Source organism: Saccharopolyspora karakumensis, from assembly GCF_004349225.1.
Classification (GTDB): domain Bacteria; phylum Actinomycetota; class Actinomycetes; order Mycobacteriales; family Pseudonocardiaceae; genus Saccharopolyspora; species Saccharopolyspora endophytica.
Genome location: NZ_SMLA01000017.1, coordinates 20,651 through 45,042, shown reverse-complemented (window position 1 = coordinate 45,042; position 24,392 = coordinate 20,651). Strand labels below are relative to the sequence as shown.

Annotated in this window: 20 protein-coding genes; 7 read left to right on the top strand and 13 right to left on the bottom strand. The window is 70.3% G+C overall.

Features of this window, described 5'->3' with window-relative positions:
* Window positions 1–111 precede the first annotated feature (111 nt).
* Entirely contained in the window at window positions 112–1,902 is a 1,791-nt protein-coding gene (gene arc, locus E1202_RS13955) for a proteasome ATPase (RefSeq protein WP_132673762.1), read from the bottom strand.
* Between the two features lie 523 nt (window positions 1,903–2,425).
* On the opposite strand from arc, the gene E1202_RS13950 reads away from it, so the two are divergent.
* Both E1202_RS13950 and E1202_RS32175 read left to right on the top strand, forming a co-directional pair.
* Window positions 2,426–3,124: an Rv0361 family membrane protein gene (locus E1202_RS13950; protein WP_132683481.1), complete on the top strand. Its 699-nt coding sequence runs from the start codon at window positions 2,426–2,428 to the stop codon at window positions 3,122–3,124.
* A 48-nt stretch (window positions 3,125–3,172) separates the two neighbouring features.
* Window positions 3,173–3,868, top strand: coding sequence for a hypothetical protein (locus E1202_RS32175; protein WP_235878319.1), 696 nt, complete (start codon window positions 3,173–3,175; stop codon window positions 3,866–3,868).
* Between the two features lie 62 nt (window positions 3,869–3,930).
* Here E1202_RS32175 and E1202_RS13940 read toward each other — a convergent pair whose 3' ends face one another.
* Complete coding sequence (locus tag E1202_RS13940; RefSeq protein ID WP_132683480.1) at window positions 3,931–4,818, bottom strand: tRNA (adenine-N1)-methyltransferase; 888 nt, start codon at window positions 4,816–4,818, stop codon at window positions 3,931–3,933.
* A 20-nt stretch (window positions 4,819–4,838) separates the two neighbouring features.
* Window positions 4,839–5,978 carry a site-2 protease family protein gene (locus E1202_RS13935; protein WP_132683479.1) on the bottom strand — a complete coding sequence of 380 codons (1,140 nt, stop codon included), beginning with the start codon at window positions 5,976–5,978 and terminating at the stop codon, window positions 4,839–4,841.
* Between the two features lie 133 nt (window positions 5,979–6,111).
* Here E1202_RS13935 and E1202_RS13930 point away from each other — a divergent pair, with 133 nt between their 5' ends.
* Window positions 6,112–6,993 carry a RecB family exonuclease gene (locus E1202_RS13930; protein ID WP_132683478.1) on the top strand — a complete coding sequence of 294 codons (882 nt, stop codon included), beginning with the start codon at window positions 6,112–6,114 and terminating at the stop codon, window positions 6,991–6,993.
* Window positions 6,994–7,208: 215 nt separating this feature from the next.
* On the opposite strand, the gene E1202_RS13925 is transcribed toward E1202_RS13930, so the two are convergent.
* From E1202_RS13925 to E1202_RS13900, 6 genes are all read right to left on the bottom strand, one after another.
* A complete protein-coding gene (locus E1202_RS13925) occupies window positions 7,209–8,054 on the bottom strand; it encodes a VOC family protein (RefSeq protein ID WP_132683477.1) in 846 nt (281 codons plus the stop codon).
* A gap of 222 nt (window positions 8,055–8,276) precedes the next feature.
* The gene (gene hisG / locus E1202_RS13920; protein ID WP_132683476.1) at window positions 8,277–9,125 is read right to left on the bottom strand and encodes an ATP phosphoribosyltransferase; all 849 of its coding nucleotides are present in this window, start codon (window positions 9,123–9,125) and stop codon (window positions 8,277–8,279) included.
* 31 nt (window positions 9,126–9,156) lie between these two features.
* On the bottom strand, window positions 9,157–9,420 hold the full coding sequence (locus tag E1202_RS13915) for a phosphoribosyl-ATP diphosphatase (RefSeq protein ID WP_132622409.1): 264 nt from the start codon (window positions 9,418–9,420) through the stop codon (window positions 9,157–9,159).
* 74 nt (window positions 9,421–9,494) lie between these two features.
* Complete coding sequence (locus E1202_RS13910) at window positions 9,495–10,439, bottom strand: homoserine dehydrogenase (RefSeq protein ID WP_235878298.1); 945 nt, start codon at window positions 10,437–10,439, stop codon at window positions 9,495–9,497.
* A complete protein-coding gene (locus E1202_RS13905) occupies window positions 10,436–11,107 on the bottom strand; it encodes an HAD family hydrolase (protein ID WP_268952321.1) in 672 nt (223 codons plus the stop codon). Before E1202_RS13905 ends, E1202_RS13910 begins: the two co-directional genes overlap by 4 nt.
* An 89-nt stretch (window positions 11,108–11,196) precedes the next feature.
* Entirely contained in the window at window positions 11,197–13,476 is a 2,280-nt protein-coding gene (locus tag E1202_RS13900; protein ID WP_132683475.1) for a lysylphosphatidylglycerol synthase transmembrane domain-containing protein, read from the bottom strand.
* A 205-nt stretch (window positions 13,477–13,681) separates the two neighbouring features.
* Here E1202_RS13900 and E1202_RS13895 point away from each other — a divergent pair, with 205 nt between their 5' ends.
* On the top strand, window positions 13,682–14,581 hold the full coding sequence (locus E1202_RS13895) for a PAC2 family protein (RefSeq protein ID WP_132683474.1): 900 nt from the start codon (window positions 13,682–13,684) through the stop codon (window positions 14,579–14,581).
* 58 nt (window positions 14,582–14,639) lie between these two features.
* Here E1202_RS13895 and E1202_RS13890 read toward each other — a convergent pair whose 3' ends face one another.
* The gene (locus E1202_RS13890; protein ID WP_132683473.1) at window positions 14,640–15,875 is read right to left on the bottom strand and encodes a styrene monooxygenase/indole monooxygenase family protein; all 1,236 of its coding nucleotides are present in this window, start codon (window positions 15,873–15,875) and stop codon (window positions 14,640–14,642) included.
* Between the two features lie 276 nt (window positions 15,876–16,151).
* Entirely contained in the window at window positions 16,152–17,390 is a 1,239-nt protein-coding gene (gene mshC, locus E1202_RS13885) for a cysteine--1-D-myo-inosityl 2-amino-2-deoxy-alpha-D-glucopyranoside ligase (RefSeq protein ID WP_132683472.1), read from the bottom strand.
* 339 nt (window positions 17,391–17,729) lie between these two features.
* Between mshC and E1202_RS13880 the strand changes: the two genes are divergently transcribed.
* Genes E1202_RS13880 through E1202_RS13870 form a run of 3 tightly spaced genes read left to right on the top strand, consistent with a single transcriptional unit; the run spans window position 17,730 to window position 20,561 of the window.
* A complete protein-coding gene (locus E1202_RS13880; RefSeq protein WP_132683471.1) occupies window positions 17,730–18,758 on the top strand; it encodes a quaternary amine ABC transporter ATP-binding protein in 1,029 nt (342 codons plus the stop codon).
* On the top strand, window positions 18,751–19,638 hold the full coding sequence (locus tag E1202_RS13875) for an ABC transporter permease (RefSeq protein WP_132683470.1): 888 nt from the start codon (window positions 18,751–18,753) through the stop codon (window positions 19,636–19,638). The genes E1202_RS13880 and E1202_RS13875 overlap by 8 nt, the downstream gene beginning before the upstream one ends.
* Window positions 19,635–20,561, top strand: a complete 927-nt coding sequence (locus E1202_RS13870; protein WP_235878296.1) for a glycine betaine ABC transporter substrate-binding protein — start codon at window positions 19,635–19,637, stop codon at window positions 20,559–20,561. The genes E1202_RS13875 and E1202_RS13870 overlap by 4 nt, the downstream gene beginning before the upstream one ends.
* A gap of 438 nt (window positions 20,562–20,999) precedes the next feature.
* On the opposite strand, the gene E1202_RS13865 is transcribed toward E1202_RS13870, so the two are convergent.
* On the bottom strand, window positions 21,000–22,952 hold the full coding sequence (locus E1202_RS13865) for a vWA domain-containing protein (protein ID WP_132683469.1): 1,953 nt from the start codon (window positions 22,950–22,952) through the stop codon (window positions 21,000–21,002).
* Window positions 22,952–24,352 carry an ATP-binding protein gene (locus E1202_RS13860; protein WP_132683468.1) on the bottom strand — a complete coding sequence of 467 codons (1,401 nt, stop codon included), beginning with the start codon at window positions 24,350–24,352 and terminating at the stop codon, window positions 22,952–22,954. Before E1202_RS13860 ends, E1202_RS13865 begins: the two co-directional genes overlap by 1 nt.
* Window positions 24,353–24,392: the final 40 nt, after the last annotated feature.

Below are 24,392 nucleotides of genomic sequence, written 5' to 3'. Positions count from 1 at the left end.
GCCGAGCCGCCCGCACGGCTCGGGGCCGCCATCCCGGAAGGAGGGATGGCGGCCCCGGATCACCGTCGTCTCGACGACCGCTCGACCACGCGTGCGAGCGCGGCACCTGAATTACAGGTACTGGCCCGTGTTGGTGGCGGTGTCGATCGCTCGGCCGGATTCCTGGTTCTTCCCGCTGACCAGGGTGCGGATGTAGACGATCCGCTCGCCCTTCTTGCCGGAGATGCGGGCCCAGTCGTCCGGGTTGGTGGTGTTGGGCAGGTCCTCGTTCTCGGCGAACTCGTCGATGATGGCGTCCTGCAGGTGCTGCACCCGCAGGCCCGGCTGGTTGGTCTCCAGCACCGACTTGATCGCCGCCTTCTTGGCCCTGTCCACGATGTTCTGGATCATCGCGCCGGAGTTGAAGTCCTTGAAGTACAGGACTTCCTTGTCACCGTTGGCGTAGGTGACCTCCAGGAACCGGTTCTCGTCGGTTTCGGCGTACATCCGCTCCACCGTGGCCTGGATCATCGCGTCCAGGCACGCGGCGTTGTCGCCGCCGAACTCCTTGAGGTCCTCCTCGTGGATCGGCAGTTCGGTGGTGAGGTACTTGGAGAAGATGTCCTTGGCCGATTCGGCGTCCGGACGCTCGATCTTGATCTTCACGTCGAGCCGGCCGGGGCGCAGGATCGCCGGGTCGATCATGTCCTCGCGGTTGGAGGCACCGATGACGATGACGTTCTCCAGGCCTTCCACACCGTCGATCTCGCTCAGCAGCTGCGGGACGATGGTGGTCTCCACGTCGGAGGACACGCCGCTGCCGCGGGTCCGGAAGATCGAGTCCATCTCGTCGAAGAACACGATCACCGGCGTGCCCTCGGAGGCCTTCTCCCGAGCGCGCTGGAAGATCATCCGGATGTGCCGTTCGGTCTCGCCGACGAACTTGTTGAGCAGCTCGGGACCCTTGATGTTCAGGAAGTAGGACTTCGCCTGACCATCGTCGTCACCCCGCGCCGCGGCCACCTTCTTGGCCAGGGAGTTCGCCACCGCCTTGGCGATGAGCGTCTTCCCGCAGCCCGGCGGCCCGTAGAGCAGGACGCCCTTGGGCGGGCGCAGCTGGTACTGCACGTAGAGGTCGGAGTGCAGGAACGGCAGCTCCACGGCGTCGCGGATCTGCTCGATCTGCCCGGCCAGGCCACCGATGTCCCGGTAGCCGACGTCCGGCACCTCCTCGAGGGTGAGGTCCTCGACCTCGGCCTTGGGCACCACGTCGTAGGCGTAGCCGGCCTTGCTGTCGACCAGCAGCGAATCGCCGGCCTTCAGCCCGGAGTCGGCCAGAGGTTCGGTCAGCCACACGACGCGTTCCTCGTCGGTGTGCCCCATCACCAGCGCGCGCGGGCTCTCGCCCTCGGCGTAGGACAGGACCTCCCGGAAGGTGCACACCTCACCGGTCTGCTCGAACGCACCCGCCTCGACCACGGTCAGGGCCTCGTTGAGGCGCACAGACTGCCCCAACCGCAGGTCCCCGGTCTCGACGTTCGGCGACACCGCCACCCGCATCTTGCGACCGGAGGTGAACACGTCGACCGTGCTGTCCTCGTAGGCGTGCAGGAACACGCCGTACCCGCTCGGGGGTTGGGCGAGGCGGTCGACCTCCTCGCGCAGCGCCATCAGCTGGCCCCGCGCTTCCTTCAGGGTCTCGGTGAGTTTGGCGTTCCGTTCGGTGAGCTGGCTCACTCTCTCGGATGCCTCGGCCAGCCGCTTTTCCAGCAGGCGCGCCTGTTGAGGAGACTCGTTGAGCCTGCGGCGAAGCAGTGCGACCTCGTCTTCGAGAAGACGGATCTGGCTGCGGAGCTCCGCGGAGCCCGCACCCTGCTCGCCGTCGCCCTCCTCAGGCCGGCTGCCGGGACGGTCGTGCTGCATATCGGCACCCTCCTCCCGTGCTCGTACCACCACGGTACCGGCGATCACCGACGACGGCGGCGTCGTGAGGTGTCCGCCGGATCGCCCAGCGTGCCACAGAAATCTCCGAATACACACGGTCTAAAGACGTTTGTTCCCGGCGCGTTGCATCCTGGCTGGTCGGGGCGGATACGGTGGGTTGTCGATCATGGTCCGTTCGATACTCCCGGACAACCTTCCGACACCCCCGCGGAATCGCCGCGACCACGGGTTTTTCCGTTGCGCCACAGCGCCCGTGTGCGCTCTGCGATCATCCGGGTTAAGGACTCCGGCAACCGGGTGGCATTTTTCGTCCGGAGCCGCCGGACTTCTCCCATCATTTGGAACAACTTCGGGCGACCGGACATTCCGGACTCCGCCGGGGCGGTCATGGAGGTTGTAATCCCGATACTCCGCACCCGCGGGCCCAAGGGCTCTGGTCTACTTACCGCCGCTAACGCACAACCGGCGTCGAATGCCGCATGAACACTCCTGGGAGGAGTCCATGACCTATCCGCCGCAGCAGCCTGGACAGGGCGGGTGGGGGCAGCAACCCACGGGGAACGGATTCCCCCCTCAGCCTTCCGGCGCCCCGCAGCAGCAACCCAACTGGTACGGCAACCAGCACACCGGTTGGGGCCAGCAGGGCCCGGAGCAGGGACAACCCGGCCAGATGCACCCGGGTCAGCCGCAGCCCGCGCAGCCGCCGCAGGCCGGCCAGCCGATGCCACCGCAGTGGGGCAGCGAGTACGGCCCTGGTTCATGGCTGAAGGAGCCGGGCGGCTTCGGCGACGTCGAACCGCCGGCACCGCAGAAGTCGAAGCTGCCGGTGGTCCTCGGGATCGTCGCGGCCGTGCTGGTGCTCGCCGGAGCGGGCGTCGGCGCCTACTTCTGGCTCGGCAGCGGCCCGGGCGAACCGCGTCCGGTGGCCCAGGAGGTCGTGGCCAAGGTCAACGCGGGCGACTTCGGCACCGTCGGCGAGCTGTTCTGCGAGTCCAACAAGACCCAGCTCGACACCGCCATCGGCCAGCTCAAGCAGTGGAAGTTCGACGTCCGCCTCGGCGAGGTCACCCGCAACGGTGACAAGGCTTCGGCGGATCTGACCGGAACCTACGAGGCCGACGGGGCGTCCCAGCCGGTGGACCAGACCATGGGCCTGGTCGTCGAGAACGGCGAGTGGAAGGTCTGCGACCTCGGCCAGTAGCCGGGGCGCATCGAGGGGAACAACAGAAAAGATTCAGGGGGAACACCAGTGACGTACCCACCGCAGCAGCCGCCCGGCCAGGGCGGATGGGGGCAGCAGCCCGGTGGCCAGTACCCGCAGCAACCCGGCGGGCAATACCCGCCCAGCGCCGGGCAGCAGTACCCGCAGCCCGGCGGCGCCTACCCGCCCAGCGGGGGCCAGCAGTACCCGCAGCAGCCGTACCCGAGCCCGTACGGCCAGCCCGGCTACGGCGGTCAGCCGCCGAAGACGAAGTCCCCGCTGCCGTGGATCCTCGGCGGCGTCGGCGGCCTCGTCGTCATCGGCGTGACCATCGTCCTCGCCTTCGCCGGCGGACCGGGCGATCCTCGCCCGGTCGCGCAGCAGGCCGTGGACATGATGAACGCCAAGGACTTCGCCGGGCTGCAGGGCGTCAGCTGCAAGAAGGAGCGGGCGGGCCTGCAAGAGGTCATCGACACGATGGAAGGCAAGGGCGGCGACGTCGCCCAGCTGAAGGAGTTCGGGCTCACCGACGCCGACGTCAAGAAGTTCATCGACGGGATGACGTTCCAGGTGCAGCTCGGCGAGGTCAAGGACAACGGCGACAACACCGCCAAGGCGAAGATCTCCGGCGAGATGCGCCTGACCGGCCACATCATGGGCCGAGACCTCAGCCAGATGCCGCCGACCCCGCTGGACCAGGACTTCAAGATGGTCGTCGAAAGCGGCGACTGGAAGATCTGCTGACGCGATGAACAGTCGAAACGGCCCGCTCCGGACTCCTCCGGGGCGGGCCGTTCGGCATCGTGTCAGCCCTTGCTGGGGCGGCGCTGGACGCGCGGGGGCGTGACGCCGTCGGCGAGGCGGCGGCTGGTGAGCAGGAACGCGGTGTGGGCGACCATGCGGTGCTCGGGGCGGACGGCCATGCCGACCACGTGCCAGGGGCGCAGCAGCGTCTCCCAGGCCTGCGGCTCGGTCCAGTTCTGCTGCTCGCGGATCGCCTCGGTGACCCGGGAGAGCTGGGTCGTGGTGGCCACGTAGACGATCAGCACGCCACCGGGAAGGAGCTTCTCCTTGACCAGCTCCAGCACGTCCCAGGGCGCCAGCATGTCCAGCACGATGCGGTCGACGGGCTCGCCGTCGTACTCCAGCAGGTCGCCGAGCCGCAGGTCCCAGTTCTCCGGGATCTCGCCGAAGAAGCGCTTGACGTTGCGCTCGGCGTGCTCGTGGTGGTCCTCGCGCACCTCGTAGGAGGTGACGCTGCCCTCCGGGCCGACCGCGCGCAGCAGCGAGCAGCTCAGCGCGCCGGATCCGGCACCGGCCTCCAGCACCTTCGCGCCCGGCCGGATGTCGCCCCACATGAGGATCTGGGCGGCGTCCTTGGGGTAGATGACCTGGGCGCCGCGCGGCATCGACAGCACGTAGTCGGCCAGCAGCGGGCGCAGCGCCAGGAACGAGGTGCCGCCTGCGGAGACCACCACCGAGCCCTCCGGCTGCCCGATCAGGTCGTCGTGCGCGAGCGCGCCGCGGTGGGTGTGGTACTCCCCTCCCTTTTCCAGCACGACCGTGTACTTGCGCCCCTTGGGGTCGGTCAACTGGACCCGGTCGCCGGGCTGGAACTCACCGCTGACGGTGCTGCTCAAGTGCTGCCTACCTTCTCCACGCTCGCCTGACGTGCTCGATGCACGGCGAACCATCGTCGCAGATGGGCAGGCCTCTACCCCCGGCGGGAGCGCAGTGCCGAGCGCAGGTCCTCGCGGCGGAGGACTCCGCTGGGCCTGCCCTCCTCGTCGATGACCAGGAACTGCCAGGCGAGCACCGTCTGGACCCGTTCCAGCACGGCGTCCGGCGACTCGCTGTCCAGCAGGATCGTGTCCGCCTCGACGGGCTCCGCGGCGCGCTCGGCCGGTTCGTGCGGGGCGTGCGTGGCCAGCCGCTCGGCGGCGGTCTGGTCGAGCAGGCCGACCGCGATGCCGTCGGCGCGCACCAGCACGACGCCGCGCCCGGCGGCGGCCATCAGCGCGTCGCCGACGGGGCTCTCGGCGGGCAGCTGGAGCACCGGGCGCACCAGGTCCGACAGCTCCAGGCCGCTGGGCCACCGGCGACGCTGCTCGGCCTGGTGCTCGGCGCTGGCCCCGGCCACGACGAACCAGGCCATGAGCACGCACACGCCGAGCCGCAGCCACTGATCGGCGGCTCCGTTGAACAACCCGATCACCGCGTAGACCAGCAGTGCGACGGCGACGGCTCCGGCACCCACGACACCGGCGGTGGTGCCCGCAACGCGACGACCGGTGATCCGCCACAGCAGCGCGCGCAGCATCCGCCCGCCGTCCAGCGGCAGGCCCGGCAGCAGGTTGAACACGCCGACGGCGAGGTTGGCCACGCAGGTCTGGGCGACCAGCAGCCAGATCGCGCCGCCCGGCGTCATGGCGTACCAGGCGATGCCGTTCGCACCCGCCAGCACCAGCGACACCGCCGGCCCGGCAGCGGCGATCAGCCCCTCCTGCGCGGGCTTGGGGGGCGTGCGGGAGATCTCGGAGAGCCCGCCGAGCAGAAACAGCCGCACGCGGCGCACGGGCAGTCCCATCCGCAGCGCGACGATGCAGTGGCCGAGTTCGTGCAGCAGCACCGACGCCGCCAGCAGCACCGTGAACACCGCTGCCAGCACGGCGCTCTCCCACACCCCCGCGCCCGGCAGGATGCGGCCCACCATCGGCGTGTAGAGCAGCACGATGAGCGCGGCGCCGAGCCACCACGAGGTGGACAGCAGCACCGGCACTCCGGCCACCCGGCACAACAGCAGCCCCCCGTCGTTGAGCCTGGGCCGGACGGGCGAGGAAGCGGTCGGCGGCATGTGCGAAGGGTAGTAGGTCGGAGGTGAGAGAGCTGTGATGCCCGGGTCGCGCCATCGGAGTTCTCGCGGATTTCGCGACCGCGCCCCTCCCGTGCCGATCTCCTGTCAGGGGGTTTCGTTAGGGTCAGTGCTCATGGCTGAGACCGCGCAGCAGGAACCCGAGCAGGCGACCCGCCGGCGTCCGGCGCTTTCGCCGTCGCGGGCGGGGGATTTCAAGCAGTGCCCGCTGCTCTACCGCTTCCGCGCGGTGGACCGTCTGCCGGAGAAGGCCACGCGCGCGCAGGTGCGCGGCACGGTGGTGCACTCGGTGCTGGAACGGCTCTACGGCCTGCCCACCGAGCAGCGCGACCGGCAGAAGGCCGGGGACCTGCTGACGCCGGCGTGGGAGGAGATCCTCGCCGAGCAGCCGGAGCTGGCGGAGCTCTTCGAGGGCCCGGACGACCCGGAGCTGGCCAAGTGGCTGAAGTCCGCGAGCGGCCTGCTCGACGCCTACTTCGAGATGGAGGACCCGCAGCGGCTGCAGCCGGAGGCGTGCGAGCTGCGGGTGGAGACCGAGCTCCCCTCGGGCGTGCTGCTGCGCGGCTTCATCGACCGGGTGGACGTCGCGCCGACCGGTGAGATCCGCTTGGTGGACTACAAGACCGGCAACGCGCCGCGCGAGATCGGCGAAGCCAAGGCGATGTTCCAGATGAAGTTCTACGCCTTGGTGCTGTGGCGGTTGCGCGGCGAGATCCCCCGCCAGCTGCTGCTGATGTACCTGGCGAACAAGCAGAAGCTCGCCTACGCCCCCGACGAGGACGAGTTGCGCCGCTTCGAGCGGACTCTCGAGGCGATCTGGCAGGCGATCCTGCGCGCGGGCAAGACCGGGGACTTCCGGCCGAATCCGAGCAAGCTCTGCGACTACTGCGATCACAAGGCCCTCTGCCCGGCGTTCGGCGGAACCCCACCCCCCTACCCGGGCTGGCCGGAAGACCCGACCACCAACGAAGAGTCCATCCTGGACCGAACCGACTGACGGCAGCGGAGAAACCCCGGCGCCCCACCGTCAGGCAAGCGCCGCAGGCGCTTTCTCAGTACACCACCTGAGAAACCGGCACCGCCGCGGGTTCTGACACGTCTTCTGGGGAGGACAGCCCTAGAGCCGTGTATTGGTCATACTTCAGTCTCGGGTCCCGGACCCAGAAGGCGTGTCAGGTTCCGCCACCCGCACCGCTGAGCAGAATGAGTTCTTCAGTCCTCGTACGGGTCGTAATTGGCAGCGGTGCCGAAGTCGCCTGCCTGGCTCGGGTCGATGACCGCGAAGCGAGCCCCGGTGGGGTCCCGGAGGACGGCCATGCGGCCGATGCTGGAGTCGTACGGGTCGACGCGGACGCGACCGCCGTTGGCGATGGCCGTGCGGACCAGTTCGTCGGTGCCGATCTCGGCGTCCACGCCCAGGTACAGCAGCCAGTGCGGCTGCGTGGACTCGGTGATGAAGTCGCGGATCATGCTGACCCGCGCCAGCACCGACTCCTCGCCCAGGTACCAGACCGAGTAGTCCGAGCGGTGCTCGGTGCCGAACTGCTCCGCGGTGTAGCCGAAGAGCTCCTGGAAGAAGTTGTCGGCGGTCTGCGCCTTGATGGTGACCAGCTCGGCCCACATCAGCGTGCCCGGCAGACCGACGTCGAACTGCCAGGACTCCTCCGGCTCCAGCAGGCCGAACTCCGCGTCGGAGGGGCCGACCAGCACGGCCTTGCGGCCCACCTTGGGCACCGAGTTCAGCGGGACGGTCTGCACCGCGCCTCGCTCCTCGGCCTCGGCGACCTTCTCGGCGCAGTCCGCGGCCGCGAGGTAGATCCGCCACATCGACTGGTCACCGGAGGCCGCGCGCAGGCTCGCCACCGGGAACCCGTCGCGCAGGGCGATGATGTGCTCCCCGGAAGCCGGGTCGGAGTGGGTCTCGTACTCCCAGTCGAACAGGTTCGCGTAGAACTCCCGCGCCCTGTCCAGGTTGGTGGTGATCAGCTCGATCCAGCAGGGCATCCCTGCGTAGAGCTGCCACTGCGGAGGCGTCTTCCCCGGGACCACTACTGCCATATGCGTGCCAACCCCCATGGGCGTCGTCCAAGATCGTCACGTTCGAAACTACCCCGCAGGTGTGACAACCGTGGAGGCGCCGGACGAACTCGCGCTCACCTCGCCCAGCCTCTCTCGGCGAGGGCGAGGTGAACACGATCGGGAGAACGGTTCGCCCGAATGGAGCACCGAGGGGGTTCTGGTCCGAACCGCCCGCGAGCGGCGCCGGTTCTGACCTCCCCGTCAGAGGCGGCAGGCCCGGATGTCCGAGGACAGGATCGCCTTCGCCCCCACGGCCGCGAGGCGGTCCATGATCGCGGGGGCGTCCTTGCGGGAGACCATGGCGCGGACCGCGACCCAGCGCTCATCGGCCAGCGGTGCCATGGTCGGCGACTCCAGACCCGGAGTCATCTTCGTGGCGTCGTCGAGCAGGTCCTTGGGGCAGTTGTAGTCCAGCATCACGTACTGCTGCGCGAACACCACGCCCTGCAGCCGCGCGATCAGCTGGTTCTTCGCCTGCACCTGGTCGGAGTCGCGGCGCTCGATGACCACGGCCTCGGACTTGCAGATCGGGTCGCCGAAGGCCACCAGACCGTGCTGGCGCAGTGTGCGGCCCGAGCCGACGACGTCGGCGATCGCGTCGGCGACGCCGAGCTGGATGGAGATCTCCACCGCCCCGTCCAGCCGGATGACCTCGGCCGTCACCCCGTACCGGGCCAGGTCGTCGGAGACCAGCCGCGGGTAGGAGGTGGCGATCCGCTTGCCCTGCAGTTCGGCCACGGTCCACTCACCGGCATCGGCGGGGGCCGCGTAGCGGAAGGTCGATCCGCCGAAGCCCAGCGCCAGCCGCTCGTCGACCGGAGCCCCGGAGTCCAGCGACAGGTCGCGGCCGGTCAGACCGAGGTCGAGCTCGCCGGAGCCGACGTAGATGGCGATGTCCTTGGGCCGGAGGAAGAAGAACTCGACCTCGTTGGCGTTGTCGATCACGGTCAGGTCCCGCTGCTCATGGCGCTGCCGGTACCCGGCTTCCGCGAGCATCTCGGACGCGGGACCGGCAAGCGTGCCCTTGTTGGGCACTGCAACGCGCAGCATTGAACCTGTTCTCCTCGTGTTCGGTGTTGATCTACAGGTAGCGGTAGACGTCCTCTAGGGACAGTCCGCGACCCAGCATGATGACCTGCAGCCGGTAGAGCAGCTGCGAGATCTCCTCGGCGAGTTCCTCATCGGACTCGTGCTCGGCGGCCAGCCAGACTTCGCCGGCCTCCTCCAGGACCTTCTTGCCCTGGGCGTGCACACCGGATTCGAGCGCGGCCACCGTCGAGGAGCCCTCGGGGCGGGTCCGGGCACGTTCCTGCAGCTCGGCGAACAACTCGTCGAAGGTCTTCACAGTCCTCGATCCTTGCATCCGTCCTGGGCGGGTTCACATCGGACCCGTCCGTTTGCGGGCTCGATCACGGCCGATCAGCGGAAGCCGGTGGTGGCTTCCAGGACCGCGCCGAGCGTGTCCTTGATCATCGCAAGCGCGGCCCCGTGCGGACTGGAGCGGCCTCCGGAGACCACCACCTGGCCGGCCTCACCGCAGTCGTAGCGCACCGCCTTCTCCGGTCCGCGCAGCGCGCCCAGCGCGGAGGCCTCCGGCTCCGGCGACAACACCACCCGGACCACGCCGGGCTCCCCGCGCGCCGCCCTCGCGACCTGCCGAAGCCGGTGGCCTGCGGGAACCGAGGGCAGCGGAGGAGCGATCGGCTCGGCGGAGACCCGGGTCTCCGCCGGGTCCCAGCCCCACAGCAGCGCGCTGAGCAGCCGGAGCTTGGTGGCCGCGTCGCTCCCGGAGAGGTCGTTGCTCGGGTCGGCCTCGGCGATGCCCGCGCGCTGCGCCTCGGCGACGGCGCCGTCCAGGTCCGCGCCGTCGGCGAGCCGGTCGAGCACGAAGGTGGCGGTGCCGTTCACGCAGCCGGAGACCGCGCGCACGTCGAAGCCCCGCAGCACCGACCGCGCCAGGTCACCGGCGGGCATCGCGGCGCCCGTGGCGCCCGAGACGCGCACCGACCGACCGGCGGCCTCCGCCGCTGCGGCCAGCTCGCTCCAGTGCGTGAGCAGGTGCGACTTGGTCGCGGTGACCACGTGCGCACCCGCGTTCAGCGCCTGCAGCGCCTCCCGCGCGGCACGGCCGTCGCCGTCGGAGGGCACGGCCTGGGCGAACACCCGCGCACCGGTGCGTTCCAGCAGCTCTGGCAGGTCGGTGAGCGGTCCCCACTCCCCCGCTTCGCGCTGGCGTTCCCGGCCGCGCACGGCCACCACCCGCAGGTCCAGGCCGTGCTCCCGCCCGCGTTCGGCGACGAGGTCGGCGTAGGCCCGGCCGACCGGCCCGCGGCCGGCCAGCACGATCGGGATCGGACCGCTCACGCGGCCGGTGCGAGCAGCTCGCCCAGCGCTGCGACGTCGACCTCGGCCAGCGAGTCGCGCAGCGTGCGGCGGGGACCGGGTGTCAGCGGCACCTCGCACGGGATCGCCAGCACCGCGCAGCCCGCGGCTTCCGCGGAGGCCACGCCGGTGGGCGAGTCCTCGACCGCGACGCAGTCGGCGGGGTCGACGCCGAGCAGGCGAGCGGCCTTGAGGTACGGCTCGGGATCGGGCTTGTTCTTGCCGTCGACCTCGTCGCCGCAGACCGTGACGTCGAAGGAGTCGTGACCCAGGGTGTCCAGCGCCAAGTCGGTGAGCGGGCGGATCGTGGAGGTCACCAGCGCGGTGCGCAGCCCCAGCTCCTTGGCGCGGCGCAGCGCCTCCTCGGCTCCCGGCCGCCAGGGCAGGCCCTCGCCGAACAGCTCGGTCATGCGGCGCGCGACCCAGCTGGCGGCACCCGCGATCTCGGAGTTCCCGTCGGGCAGGCCCAGGTCGAGGAGCAGCAGCCGCATGCTGCGCGTCATGTTGGAGCCGACCATGTCCTCGCGGGTCTGCTGCGAGAGGCTCCCGCCTCGATGCGCCGCGTAGTCGTCGAGCGCGATGGTCCAGAGCTTCTCGGAATCGACGAGCGTGCCGTCCATGTCGAACAGCACGGCGGCGGGCTGAGCCACGCGAACACTCCGTTCAATGAGGTGGAAGGACCACCTTCAGTACACACGACCCTCTGTACCGATTCCTACCCAAAGTGTCCGAAGCCTCCTCAGATGACGTTGCGGTGCTGCAGGTAGCGGAACATGAGGATGCCGGGCAGCACCGGGATCCAGTAGGTGAGCAGCCGCGACAGCAGCACGGCGGCGACGGCGGCGGTGGGCGGGACTCCCATGGCACCCAGGCCCGCGAGCAGGACGGCCTCGACCGCGCCGAGCCCACCGGGCGAGGGCACCAGGTGGCCCAGGGTGTTGCCGACGACGAACACGACGGTCACCGCGGTCCAGGAGAAGTTCGGGTGCAGCGCGGCCAGCGACGTCGCCAGCCCGAGCCCGGAGACCACCAGGTAGCCGAGCGCCCCGCCGAACAGCTGCAGCGCGCGCACCGGGTGCCGCAGCGTCTCCAGCAGCTCCCGGCTCACCTCCCGCACCGACGGCATGATCCGCCGCCGACCCGGCGGGGACAGCACCACCAGCACCGCGACCAGCACCGCGGCCGCGACGACGACCATCAGCTGCCAGCCGGGCAGCGAGAGGTTGGTGAAGGTGCCCGACAGCCCGACCGCGAACACCCCGATCACCGACACCACGAACGCCACCGCCCCGGTTCCGGCCTGGTTGAGCAGCGTCACCCCCACCGCCAGCGGCCTGCGCAACCCGAGTCGTTCCAGGTAGACGACGTTGATGCCGAAGAACCCGGCACCACCCGGGGTGGTGCGCCCGGTGAACGCCGCGGCGACCTGGACCTGCAGGGTCAGCCAGAACGGCAGGGGGATCCGGCTCGAGCCCTGCACCGAGATCGACGACAGCACCACGGCGGCGAACCCGGTCACCACCGACACCGCCAGCCAGCCCCAGTGGGCGTGGCGCAGCGCCCCGATCACGTCCCGGGTGTTGGACAGCTCGGGGATCAGCAGGTAGACGGCCGCACCGACCAGCAGCAGGCTCAGCACGGTCGTGGGTCGCACGGGTGAGCGGAAACCGGGGATGGGCAGGCCGAGCCGATCGGCGAGGCTCTCGCGCAGCTCGGCGAGGAAGTACCGGCCGCGCTGGACCTGCGCGCGGATCCGGCGCGGCAGCGCCAGCGGCACCACGCTGCCCAGCGCCGCGGCCAGCGATTCGACGGGAAGCGCGGCAATCGCGCTGGTCACGGCCCTTTCGGTACCGACGACGGCGGCCACCGACACCAGCGCTTCGGCCAGGTCCTGAGCGCAGCGGGCGTCGTCGGCGCCGGGGTGGCTGAAGGTGAACGACAGCAGCCACGGCCGCCCGCGCTCGTCCACCAGGATGTTCTTGGCCCGCAGGTCGTGGTGGGCGATGCGGGCCTCGGCCAGCAGCGCGACCTGCTCCCACACGCCCGCCAGCAGTTCGTCGTCGATCTCCTCCGGCGACAGCTCCGTCAGCCGCCTGCCGGGGACCTCCCGCATCACCAGCAGCGCGGGCGCGTAGGGGACGTCGCCGGCCAGGACCACCTCGGGAGTGCGCACCCCGGCGCGGGCGGCGAGCAACGCCGCGTACGCCTCGTGCTCGACCTCGTGGTGCGGGGTGGACAGGCTCGGCTCGTCCTGCACGTCGAGCAGCATCAGCAGGCGCTTGAGCTTGTACCAGGCACCGGCTCGCCGGCTGAGCCTGCGCACCACCTTGACCCGCAGCGGCGGCCCGTCCACGGTGTCGACCGCGAACTCGCGCGGTTGCAGCAGCCGGTGCCGGAGCGCGCTGATCGACACCGGCGCCAGCCCCGCCTGTTCGAGCTCGTCGAAGACCACCAGCTCCGAGACCTTCCGCCCCGGAGCGCCCCACACCAGGTGGCACAGCAGCCCGACGCCCCACCCGAGCAGCGCTCCGCCGACGGCGCCCAGCGGCAGGTGCAGGTCGAGGTGCACGACGGCGACCCCGGTCAGCAGGACCAGTCCCCAGCCCAGGTAGCGCGCGACCCGGCCGAAGTACGGGGTGGCGACCACGGCCAGCACGGTCACCAGCGCGACCTCCTCGGACGGGAAGGGGCGACCGCCGGGCCCCTCCAGCAGCTGGTGCATGAGCATCGCGACCAGCCAGGTCAGCGCACCGGAGCCGCCGCACAGCAGCGCCACCCGGATCCAGCCCAGGTAGGACGTCGCCACGACCACGCCGACGATGCCCACCCACGACCCGATCCAGGTCAACACCACCCAGAAGGGGTCGGCGACGCGCGGGAGAGCGATCAGCTGTTGGTGAACAGCGATCTCCACCGGGTTCGCCGGGATCAGCACCAGCAACGCGCTCAGCACCAGAAGCCCCGCGACCAGAGCTAGTTTGCCCAGGTCACCGGGGTGGCGGCCGATGGACAGCCGCAAACGCGAACGCGGGGAGACACCGGTTCCCCCACTGGGCGCTGACGGACTCCGCTCCACGGGCACCTGCTCCACACAGACTGGTCTGCCAAGCCTCGGACCAGCGGGAGGAACCGTCAAACCGGCGCCTCCGCACCGGCCGGGCACGTGATCATGAAATAGGCGAGGAGGTAGCGCTCGGGGAGGGCTTAGGTCGTAGGCTTGCGCAGTGACCGATCGCGAACAGACGCCCGAACCGAACGCCGACCTGCCGCGGTTGACGGACCCGATCGTGGTCTGCGCGTTCGAAGGATGGAACGACGCCGGGGACGCAGCCAGCTCCGCGATCGAGCACCTGCAGCTCATCTGGGACGCCGAGTCGCTCAGCGAGCTCGACCCGGACCCGTACTACGACTTCCAAGTCACGCGTCCGACGGTCAAGCTCGTCGACGGCGTCACCCGGCAGGTCACCTGGCCGACGACCCGGCTGACGGTGTGCCGCCCGCCGGGCGCCGAGCACGACGTGATCCTGGTGCACGGCATCGAGCCGAACATGCGGTGGCGGGCCTTCTCCGCAGAGCTGGTCGAGAAGCTCGAGAAGCTCGGGGCGCGCACGGTGGTGACCTTGGGCGCGCTGCTCGCCGATGCGCCGCACACGCGTCCGGTCCCGGTCAGCGGCACGGCCTACGACGAGGACTCGGCGGCGACGTTCGGCCTGGAGCGCACCCGCTACGAGGGCCCGACCGGGATCGTGGGGATCTTCCAGGACGCGTGCGTGCAGGCCGGCATCCCGGCGATCTCGTTCTGGGCGGCGGTGCCCCACTACGTCTCGCAACCGCCCTCGCCGAAGGCGACGCTGGCGCTGCTGCACCGCGTCGAGGAGGCGCTGGACGTGGAGGTCCCGCTGGGCAACCTCCCGGACCAGGCCGAGGAGTGGGAGGAAACGGTCAGCGAGATGGCCGAGGAGGACGAGGACGTGCGCAACTACGTCCGCGCCCTCGAGGAGCGCGGTGACGCGGAGGTCCGGCTGACCGAGGCCAGCGGCGACGCGATCGCCGCCGAGTTCGAGCGCTACCTGCGCCGCCGCGGCCCGGGCGGCAAGGGCCCGCTCGGTCCCGGACCGGGCTGAGCACCTGATCCACCGACGGTCGACCGCGATCACCCGATCGCGGTCGACCGTTTTTCGTTCAGGCGGCGGCGCACTCGGCGAGGAAGGCGTCGGCGGCGTTCGGGTCCAGGAACCACGAGGCCATGTCGTCGGGGTTGGCGAAGCCGTCGGCGAAGCGCTCGCCGACCGCGGGCAGCTGCGCGGCCGCCCCGAAGATGGTGAGCACGTGCGGGGGCGGCGGCTGCAGCGCGGCGTTGGCCCACGAGGTGACGTGCCGGGCGAAGTCCCAGTAGCGGTCGAAGGTGCCCTGCATCCATCCCCGGTCGAAGGCGCCGTCACCGCGGGCGAGGATGCTCTCCCGGTAGATCTGCGCGCTCTGGCAGGCGGCGTTGGCGCCCTGCCCGGTGACCGGGTCGTTGAGCACCACGCTGTCACCGAGCCCGAGCACCAGGCGCCCCGAGGGCAGCTGCCCGATCGGCTTGCTGACCGTCGGCGTCACCGCGCCGGCCAGCGTGCCGCCCTCGTCGGTGAGCTCGGCGTCGGCGAACCGCTCGTGCTCCCACGGGCAGTGCTCGCGCAGCAGGCCGAGCATCCGCTCCCACTGCCGCTGCGGTTCCGGCCGGTCGCCGAAGGCGTCCAGCGGACCGCCGGGAACGCCTTCCAGCAGCAGGATCTCGCAGGCGCCGTCGAGCGTGTGCGCGGGGTAGCTGATGACCTCGCCGATGCCGGCGAGCGCGCTGAAGCGGGCGGCCGAGGAGTCGTCCGGGTCGCTGGCGCTGCGCGTGCCGCGCACGTAGGCGACCGAGAGCTCGCGCTGCGGTTCGGCGTAGGGCGAGCGTTGCGCGTCGCGCTCGAACAGCGAACCGAGCTCGCCCTTGCCCGCCGCGACCACGACGAGGTCGAAGCCGGGCGCGATCTCGTCCAGGTCGGCCACCGAGAGCGCGCGGTAGTCGATCGTGCCGCCGCGCTCGGCGAACAGTTCGAGCCAGGCGGGCATCTTCACGCGCTGGTCGATCGACAGCGCGTAGTCCTTCAGCGGCGCCATCCAGTCGATGACCCGCTCGCCTTCCGGGCTCGCGACCGACACGCGCAGGCCGGTGAGCCGGGGCGCGGTGTCGTCCCAGAGGCCCAGTCCGTGCCGCCTTTCGATCTCCAGCGTCTGGTAGTACATCGACTGCGTGGACATGACGCGCCCGTTCCGGATCTGCTCCGGCGTCCGCGCCGCGATCAACGTGACGTCGTAGCGCTCGGCCTGCAGCGTGAGCGCCAGCTGCAGCCCTGCCTGCCCGGCTCCGACAATCAGGACTCTCCGCATGTTTCCCCGGCCACCTTTCGAGTGTCCTCATCTTCGAAATCTGGGCCCACGGCGACATTCCGGACGAACGCCGTCGCTCCCCGTGATGACGCGATGATCAAATCAAACCCGTTCGGACCTGTCCACGGACGCCGGAACTCGCTTTGGCCAAGCGCAGCTCAACGCTCCCGCCCTGTTCAATTGCCGTTTTTGCCAGAGCGGCCCGAAAACGCGAAGAAGGGTGACCGGGAGCCCTCGACGGACTTCCCGATCACCCTTCGCTGATGTCGTAGAAGGTTAAAGCTCAACTCCGAGCAGGGCGTCCACCGCGGTGCGGATCAGGGCCGGCGCGCCCTGGTCGTCCCCGCCGGACACCAGCGCCGACTCCACCCAGGCGTCGACCGCGCGGAGCGCGCCCGCGGTGTCCAGGTCGGCCGACAGCGCGGCGCGCAGCCCCACGACCGCCTCGGCCGCCGCCGGGCCGGAGGTCAGCGCGACCGCCTCCCGCCAGCGGGCCAACCGCGCGGCACCCGCGGTGAGCGCATCGGCGGTCCAGGAGCGGTCCTGGCGGTAGTGGCCGTCCAGCAGCGCCAGCCGGATCGCCATCGGATCCACCCGGTCCCCCCGCAGCCGCGAGACGAACACCAGGTTCCCGCGCGACTTGGACATCTTCTCGCCGTCCAGCCCGATCATGCCGGAGTGCACGTAGTGCTTGGCGAACGGGAAGTCGCCGGAGAGCGCTTCGGCGTGCGCGGCGCTGAACTCGTGGTGCGGGAAGATCAGGTCCGAGCCGCCGCCCTGCACGTCGAACCCGAGACCGAGACGGTTCAGCGCGATCACCGAGCACTCCAGGTGCCAGCCGGGACGGCCCGCACCCAGCTCGGAGTCCCAGGACGGCTCGCCCGGCCGGGCCATCCGCCACAGCAGCGCGTCCAGCGGGTGCTCCTTGCCCGGCCGGTCCGGGTCTCCGCCGCGCTCGGCGAAGAAGGTGTTCATGGTGGCCTCGTCGTAGTTCGACTCGGAGCCGAACCGGCCGGTGGCCTGGTGCCGGAAGTAGATGTCCGGGTACTCGGCGTCATCGGCCCGGTAGGCGGCACCGGAGGCCAGCAGCTTCCCCACGGCCTCGACGATCTCCGGGATGGACTCCACGGCACCGATGAAGTCCGCGGGCGGCAGAACCCGCAGCGCCTCCATGTCCTCCCGGAACAGCGCGGTCTCGCGCATCGCGAGGACGACCCAGTCCTCGTTGTCCCGCTCGGCCCGCTCCAGCAGCGGGTCGTCGATGTCGGTGACGTTCTGCACGTAGTGGACCTGGTGACCGTTGTCCAGCCACACCCGGTGGATCAGGTCGAACGCCAGGTAGGTCGCGGCGTGGCCGAGGTGGGTGGCGTCGTACGGGGTGATGCCGCAGACGTACATCCGCGCTTCGGGCCCGGGCTCGGTGGGCCTGATCTCAGCGGCGGACGTGTCGAACAGCTGAAGTGGACGTGGGGTGCCTTCCACCTCGGGGACGGAAACCGATGACCAGGGTTGCATGTATCCGACCTTAAACGTCCGGGACGAGGCGCCGCCTCCATCCGGGGCATCACCCGTGTCACATGCTGGGACGCCCCGGGGAGCAGATCTTCCCCGGAAATACCGCCATTCCGTTTCCTCCTCCCGGTCCCGCCGGGTTTCGACCAGCTGGAACGATTCCTCGGATTCGCTTCCCGCGGCCACCCGCACGCCTGGCTGCAAATGGGTCTATCTTTTCTGAAGTAGCCGATTTTTCCAGGTCAAGCGGGCAACACGAGCCCCACGAGGGAACCTGGGAAGCAGAGCGCGGCACAAGCGGAATCGACGTTTTTCGCCGATCCCGAACGCTGGAGGCGATCGGTGAGTTCGGTACGCGTGGAACGGCTGTACAAGATTTTCGGGCCGCAACCGGCCGAGAAGGTCCGGCTCCTGAAGCAGGGCTCCGATCCGGCCGATCTCGTGGCCGGAGGGGCGACGGCCGCCGTCGTGGACGCCACCTTCTCCGTCGCCGAGGGCGAGACCTTCGTGGTGATGGGCCTGTCCGGTTCGGGCAAGTCGACGCTCATCCGCATGGTCAACGGGCTGCTCGCGCCCACCGACGGCGCGGTGTTCGTCGACGACGTCGACGTCACCGCGATGAGCACCCGCGACCTGCGCACCGTGCGGCAGCAGAAGATGAGCATGGTCTTCCAGCACTTCGCGCTGTTCCCGCACCGCACGGTGCTCGACAACGCCGGCTACGGCCTGCGCGTGCGGGGCACCGACGAGCGGGAGATCACCGAGCGCGCGGGCGAGGCGCTGCGACTGGTCGGGCTCCAGGGCTGGGAGCAGCGGTACCCGCAGCAGCTCTCCGGCGGGATGCGCCAGCGCGTCGGGCTGGCCCGCGCGCTGGCCACCGGCACCGACGTGCTGCTGATGGACGAGGCGTTCAGCGCCCTGGACCCGCTGATCAAGCGCGAGATGCAGGACCAGCTGCTGGAGCTCAACGCGCAACTGGCCAAGACCATCATCTTCATCACCCACGACCTCAACGAGGCGATGCGGCTGGGCGACCGGATCGCGGTGATGCGCGCGGGCCGGATCGTGCAGATCGGCACCTCCGAGGAGATCCTGCGCGCGCCGGCCGACGACTACGTGGCCGAGTTCGTCCAGGACGTCGACCGCAGCCGCGTGCTCACCGCGGCCGCCATCGCCGACCCGAACGCCACGCCTGCCGACGGAGCCGTCGAAGTCCCCGGGACGACCCCGCTGAAGGACCTGTTCGCGCCGATGAGCGACCGCGCCGAACCGCTGCTGGTGGTCGACGAGGAGCGGCGGCCGCTGGGAGTGGTCACCCCCGGCGCGGTGTTCGCGGCGCTGAGCCACCGGGAGGAGTCCTCCGATGCTTGATCCGGTTCTGCTCGCCCAGCTGCCCAGGGTGCCGCTCGGCGACGCGTTCCAGGCCGTCGTGGAGTGGCTGAACAACAACATCGGCCCGGTCTTCGACTTCATCGAGCTGGTGGTCAGCGGTGCTGTCGCCGGCCTGACCGCCGCGCTGACCTGGCTGCCGGACCTGGTCATGGTGCTGGTGTTCACCGCGCTGGCGTGGTGGTTGCGCAGCTGGCGCTTCGCCCTGTTCAGCCTCATCGGGTTCGGCCTGATCGCCAGCATCGAGGAGTTCGACCCGGCGATGGAGACCCTGGGGTTGGTGCTGGTCTCCAGCGCGCTGGCGGTGCTGATCGGCATCCCGATCGGGATCCTGGCCGCGCGCAACCAGAAGGTCAGCCATGTCGTGCGGCCGGTGCTGGACCTGATGCAGACCTTGCCCGCGTTCGTGTACCTGGTGCCGGTCATCGTGTTCTTCAACATCGGGGTCGTGCCCGGCGTGGTGGCGACGGTGATCTTCTCGCTGCCGCCGGGAGTCCGGCTCACCGAGCTCGGCATCCGCCAGGTCGACTCCGAGGTCGTGGAAGCGGGTGAGGCGTTCGGCGCGCGAACCGGTCAGATCCTCACCGGGATCCAGCTGCCGCTGGCGATGCCGTCGATCATGGCCGGCATCAACCAGGTGATCATGCTGTCGCTGTCGATGGTGGTCATCGCGGGCATGGTCGGGGCTCCCGGACTGGGCACCAACATCTACGAGGCCGTCACCCGGGTCCAGCTGGGACAGGGTTTCGAGGCCGGTTTGTCGGTGGTGATCCTCGCCGTCTACCTGGACCGGATCACCGCGGTGCTGTCGGACCGCTCGCCGGTCGCGCGGGCGGAGCGGAAGGCGGCCAAGACCGGATGAGCCCCGGCCTTGACCAGAAGGGCAGGTTGATGATGTCGCACAGCAGGACCAGACGGCTCTTGGCGCTGTTGGCCGCGGTGGCCGCGACGTTGTCCCTGGCCGCCGGTTGCGGCGGGCGGGAGGCGCAGACAGGGCAAGAGGCCAAGCAGATCAACATCGGGTACATCGCGTGGGACGAGGACATCGCGGTCACCTACCTCTACAAGGAACTCCTCGAACGCCGCGGGTACGCGGTCAAGGCGACCGAGCTGGAAGCGGGCCCCATCTACGCCGGTCTGGCGCAGGGCAACCCGGACCTGTTCCTGGACGGGTGGCTGCCGGCCACGCACGAGGACTACTGGAAGCAGTACGGCCCGCAGCTGGAGGACCTGGGTGTGTGGTACGACCAGGCCACGCTCAACATCGCCGTGCCCAACTACATGACCGACGTCAACTCGATCGCCGATCTCAAGGGCAAGGGCGCCGAGCTGGGCGGGACCGTCACCGGGATCGACCCCGGCGCCGGGCTGAGCCGCACCACCAAGGAGGCGCTGCCGGCGTACGGCCTGCAGGGCGAGTTCACCTTGCAGACCTCCTCGACCACGGCGATGCTCGCCGCCTTGCAGAAGGCGACCGACGAGCGGAAGCCGATCGTCGTGACGCTGTGGCACCCGCACTGGGCCTACGCCCGCTACCCCATCAAGGACCTGCAGGACCCGTTGGGCGCGATGGGCGCGGCCGAGCAGATCCACGCCATCGGGCGCAAGGGCTTCAGCCAGGACTTCCCCGAGGTCACCGACATGGTCAAGAAGTTCAAGCTCACCGACCAGCAGCTGGCGAGCCTGGAGAACGAGATCAACAGCGCGGCCAAGGGCCAGGAGCAGGCGGCGGCGAAGAAGTGGGCCGACGCGAACCCGGAGGTGATCAGGTCGTTCGCGGGCTGAGGCACCGCTTCTCGGTGGCCGGTGGGAACTTCCCGCCGGCCACTCGCTCGCGGTGATCACCTGCGGCGGGCGCGGGCCGCGGGAGGAAAGGCCGGTCGCACTCGGCTCTCACTTCCCAGCCGCTCCCGCCGCAGCCCGTGAACAGCGCTGGATCGCAGCGGCTTTCACCGACGATCACCGGATCGTGCGATGGCGATTCGCTCGCGTTTTCGAATCGCTGGGTGCACCATTGAAACATGAGTTCGAAAAGGACGCCCCAGCCCAGAAACGCCCGAGCGACGATCCGGCGCCTCGTCCCACGACGAAACGACGGAGAACCGGAGCCAGCCTGATCGCGGCCGGTGTTCGACAACCGGTGGCCGATGCCGCCGGTCGCCCCAACATGCCCTAGCGGCGCTTGTTCTTTGATAACTCCAGAGTGGGAAAACCAGCGACCGCTCAACGACGGCGCTTGGTGCGGAGGTAGTCGCCGACCACCGCCGCACCGAGCCCGTCGGCTTCCGGGGCGAGGACCCGGCCTCCGCCGCGCTTGGCGACGACGTCGACGAACGCGGCGAGGCTGGGGTCCTCCCCCAGCATGAACACGCTCAGGGTGGTGCCCAACCGCTGCAACGCGTCCACTTCGGACAACGTGACGCTGAGCGTGTGCGGGCTCGGCGGGTACTGGAACACCGCTTCGCCATCGGGTTCCAGGTGCGCGGTCGGTTCGCCGTCGGTGATCACCAGCACCACCGGCTGCGCGTCCGAGTGCCTGCGCAGGTGCCGGCCGGCCAGCAGCAGCGCGTGGTGCAGGTTCGTGCCCTGCTCCCACACGCCTTCCAGGGCCGCGAGCTCGCCGACGTCCACGGTGGACGCGTAGCGACCGAAGGTGACCAGCTGCAGGGCGTCCGAGCGGAACCGCGTCGCGACCAGGTGGTGCAGCGCCAGGGCGGTGCGCTTCATCGGCACCCACCGGCCGTCCTGCACCATCGACCACGAGGTGTCCACGCACAGCACCACCGCCGAGCGGGAGCGCTGCTCGGTCTCGGAGACCTCCAGGTCGGAGAGGTCGAGCATCGGTGAGCTCTCGCCCTCGGCCGCGCGGCGCAGCACCGCGTTGCGGACCGTGCGGACCGCGTCCCACGGCTCCGCGTCGCCGTAGGTCCACGGCCGGGTCGTACCCGTCAGCTCCCCGGCAGCGCCTGCGCGGTCGGTGTCGCGCTCTCCCTTGCGGGTCCGCAGCTGCGAGACGACCGTTCGCAGGGCGTTCTCGCCGAGCCTGCGCATCGCGCGGGGGCTCAACCGCAGGCTGCCGTCCGGAGCGCGCTGCAGCAGCCCCTGATCGCGCAGCTGGCGCTCGATGTCGGACAGGCGCTGGGCGTCGACCACGGCCTGCGGGCCGAGCTGCCGCTGGAGGGCCTCCAGGTCGATGTCCTCCAAGCTCGCACCCGGGTAGGACTGGCCCAGCTGCTCGGCCAGTCGATCCATCTCGCCCAGCTCGGCCATCGCCGCGGTGGCCTCGGCCATGCCCATCGGCTGGTCGCCGCGGAAGCGGGCCCGGCCGTTCCAGTCCTCGCCGGGGCGCAGCCCCTGCAGCTGGCGGTCGATCTGCTGCAACACCTGCGCGATGCGGGGATCGCCGAAAGCCTGCTGGGTCAAGGCCATCAGCTCGTCGCGCTGCTGCTCGCTCATCGAGTTGAGCATCCGCTGCGCGGCCGCCGACCGGGCCGCCAGGGCATCGATCAGCTCGTCGACATCACGCGGGTTCTCCGGGAAGAACTCGCCGTGCCGAGCCATGAACTCGTCGAACTTCGCCTGGATGTCCTCATCGCCGCGGGCGTGCGCGGCGAGCAGGTTCGACAGGTCGTCGAGCATCGCGCGCACCCGCTCGACGTCCTCCGGCGAGACCTGCTGCATGGCCTCCTTCATGCCCTCGAAGCGCTGTTCGAAGACTTCGGTGCCCAGCATCTGCCGGATCTCCTCGAAGGTCTCGCGGGCCTCGGAGGAACGCCAGTCGTACTCGGACAGCTCGTGGACCTGACCGGCCACGTCCGGCGGCAGGGCGCTCAACTGCAGTTCGCGGAACCGGGCATCCTCGCTCGTGTCGGCCGACAGCGCCAGCCGCTCCTGCTCCAGGGCGCGGTCCAGCATCCTGCGGACCTCGGAGATCGTGCCGTCCAGCCGGTGCCTGCGCTGCATCTCGCTGCGGCGCTGCCACAACCGGCGGGTCAGCTCGTCCAGGCCCGCCGAATCCCGGGTGCCGGTGCGCAGCAGCTCCTCCAGCGCCGAGCGCGGAGAAGCGCCTTCCATCACGTCGCGGCCGATCTGGTCGAGCGCCTCGCGCAGGTCGACCGGTGGCTGCAACGGGTCCGGCCCGCCGTGCCACGCCGAGTACCGGTAGCGGGGACTCATCAGCTGTACACCGAGCGGTCGTCGTCGGAGTCCTTGCCCAGCCGCTTGGCCAGGTACAGCGATTCCAGGGCCAGCTCCACCGCGCTGGCGATGCGACCGGGCGGGTCCCCCGCGCGCACACCGGCGCGTTCGGCGACCTGGTGCAGCACCGGGAGTTCCGGGAGCGCGGTGAGCACGTCCTTGCCCGCGATCTGCTCGCCGGTGGCCACCGGGTGGCCGTCCACCACGGCATCGGCCAGCGACTGCAGGTCCAGTCCTGCGAACAGCCCCCGCGCGGTGTCGGCGACGGACCGGCGCAGCAGGTAGCCCAGCAGCTCGTCCTCGCGGCCCTCCTCACCGGCCTCGAACTCGATCTTGCCGCGCAGCACGGCGGGCACCGCCGCGAGGTCGACCGGTCGCGCTACGGCCGGCTCCTCCCCGGTCAGCGCCGACCGGTGCAGGGCGGCGGCAGCGACGGTCTCGGCCGCGGCGATGGCGAATCGAGCGGAAACGCCCGAGCGCTGGTCCACCGCGCTGGATTCGCGCAGGTGGTCCACGAATCGGGCCAGCACCTCCAGCAGGTGGTCACCGACCTCGGCGGGCAGGTCCGCCTCCTGGCGCATCAACGACACCTCGTCGTCGATCTCCATCGGGTAGTGCGTGCGGATCTCGGCACCGAAGCGGTCCTTGAGCGGGGTGATGATGCGCCCGCGGTTGGTGTAGTCCTCGGGGTTCGCGGTGGCGACCAGCAGTACGTCCAGCGGCAGCCGCAAGCTGTAGCCGCGGATCTGGATGTCGCGCTCCTCCATCACGTTCAGCAGCGCGACCTGGATCCGCTCGGCCAGGTCAGGGAGCTCGTTGACCGTCACGATGCCGCGGTGCGCACGCGGCACGAGTCCATAGTGGATGGTCTCGGGGTCGCCCAGCGACCGCCCCTCGGCGACCTTGACCGGGTCGACGTCGCCGACCAGGTCACCGACCGAGGTGTCCGGAGTGGCCAGCTTCTCGACGTAGCGATCATCGCGGTGCCGCCAGGTCACCGGCAGCTCGTCGCCCAGTTCGGCTGCGCGGCGCAGCGACGCGGGCGTGATCGGCTGCAGCGGATGCTCGCCCAGCTCGGAACCCTCGATGACCGGGGTCCATTCGTCCAGCAACGCGTGCAGACCGCGCAGCAGCCGGGTCTTGCCCTGGCCGCGCTCACCGAGCAGCACCACGTCGTGCCCTGCGATCAGGGCGCGTTCCAGCTGCGGCAGGACGGTCCGGTCGAAACCGACGATGCCGGGCCAGAGGGCCTGCCCGGAGCGCAGCGAGGTCAGCAGGTTCGCGCGCATCTCCGCCTTGATGCTGCGAGGTTCGTGGCCGCTGTTCCGCAGCTCCCCCGCCGTGCGGGGCAGCCCTGGAGGTGGGGTCGGATTCGTCACGCCTACGACGCTACTCCGCAGGAAACGTGAACGCCGCCAC